A 1,774-nucleotide genomic window follows, 5' to 3' on the forward strand; every position below is an offset into this window, starting at 1 on the left:
ACGTCGCCAAGCAACCTTAGACGAGTCAGAATGACTCGTCTTTTTTGTGTTTTATTTTCTATTTGTAGGCAGTAAGATTCTCACTTTGTCCCAAGGTTTAGATGATGAAAGAAGAAGGATAATAGTTTGTAAAAACCCAAGTCGTGACGAGAATTTTTCTTTATTGCAAAAAGGATCTTATATGCATAAATCCATTTTAATTCTTCAACATGTCCTTTACAAAGGGTACAGATTACTCGTTTTACTTCGCATGTGGCAAAAAGGCCCTGACAGATGCTCTCTCTCATCTAAAAAGAGGGGTTTTATGTCGGTTTTTTAATTGATATATATATAGAAAAAACAAGTAAAATATGAAAGTAGAATTTTATAATTAAGGTTTTTACTTAATGGAAGGAATAGATACATGAAATTTTAGGATGGGTGTGGGTGATTATGAAAGAGATATGTATGTTATTAGTAGCAATTATACTATGGGGAACAGCAATTGCTCCGACAAAATGGGCGTTAGAGTTAATTCAACCATTCACTTTATTATTTCTTCGTCTTTGTTTTGCTGGAGGGATATGTCTGCTTTTTTCTTTTCATCAGCTACGAAAAAATATTGTAAATAAGGATGTCTCATGGAAAAGGATGAGCTTGTTATCTTTTACTGGTGTAGCAGGATACTTCATGTTTACCTCGTATGGGATTTCTTTAACAAGTGGGTTACATGTTAGTATCATTGACGCTGCTTTACCATTAGTTACAATCATTTTCTCGGCACTGTTTCTAAAAGAAAAAATTCAGTTAAACTATTGGGTTGGAGTTATATTAGGTTTTATAGGAGTAATATGTATTACGATTCCATCTGGTAATGATACTCAAAGTTCTTCTTTAGTTGGAGATATGCTTATTCTATTAAGTACTTTTGTATTTGCGTTTTATACAATATTATTAAAAAGGCCAAAACAAGAAAGAAATCTATCAAGCGAAGTATTTACAACATTAACATTGCTCATTGGGGCAATCATTCTATTCCCCTTTGCGGTTATTGAAACTTTTTACTGTGGTCTACCTCAAATAGGTACATGGAAGACAGGACTTAGTTTTATGTATCTTGTTGTTTGTGCAACAATTCTTGCCTATTGGTTTTGGAATAAGGCACTAGAAAAGGTTGCGGCATCAGTAAGTGGACTATATCTAAATGCTTTACCACTCATAAGTATTATTACCTCGGTTATTTTATTAAATGAATCTTTAACGTGGGATATTTTAATAGGGGGATGTCTAGTTTTATTAGGAGTTGTCTGGGCAGATAAAGATAAATTGCGTGTTCTAATAAAATCTGTAGATCGACAAACTAAAGAAAATAAAGAGTATAAATCATATTAATGTGAGAATATAAGAAGAGGGTAGACGATTCATTGAATGGTTCCTATAATATCTAAAAAACAGTTCCAAAGGCGTCTGCCGATGGAATAGAGGGATTGTGCCATCAGGCAGCTGTGTCAACTTCACTCGTGTTAAGCATCTCTTGAAGATGATACACGAGAACCCCCCTCACTTCAAAATTCAAAGGAGATAAGTGGCGAGAGTTTTCATAGGAGGAATAAAAATATTTAATTTTTATATAAAAAGCATTGACTATTTTAATGTGTAAGTGTAATATTATACGAGTCGCCGATAGCAACAAAGCAAAACGCGGCAAACGAAATAAAAAACTTAGTTGACATTGAAACATAGAAATGTTAACATAAGGAAGTCGCAAATGAGCGACAAACAAGTTCTCTGAAAA

Annotated in this window: 2 protein-coding genes; one reads left to right on the forward strand and one right to left on the reverse strand. The window is 33.5% G+C overall.

All coding sequences use genetic code 11. The features are described from left to right. Positions 1–432 precede the first annotated feature (432 nt). A complete protein-coding gene (locus tag V7183_RS24605) occupies positions 433–1,371 on the forward strand; it encodes a DMT family transporter (protein WP_335361168.1) in 939 nt (312 codons plus the stop codon). A 103-nt stretch (positions 1,372–1,474) separates the two neighbouring features. Here V7183_RS24605 and V7183_RS24610 read toward each other — a convergent pair. Next, positions 1,475–1,774, reverse strand: a 300-nt coding sequence (locus V7183_RS24610) for a hypothetical protein (protein WP_335361167.1), incomplete at its 5' end; no start/stop codon positions are given.

The sequence above is a fragment of the Bacillus sp. JJ1127 genome (assembly GCF_036965845.1).
Lineage (GTDB): Bacteria > Bacillota > Bacilli > Bacillales > Bacillaceae_G > Bacillus_A.

What these genes read in the sequence shown, in the direction of transcription:
- V7183_RS24605 (WP_335361168.1), top strand. Translation starts at nt 433, where the DNA reads ATGAAAGAGATATGTATGTTATTAGTAGCAATTATACTATGGGGAACA.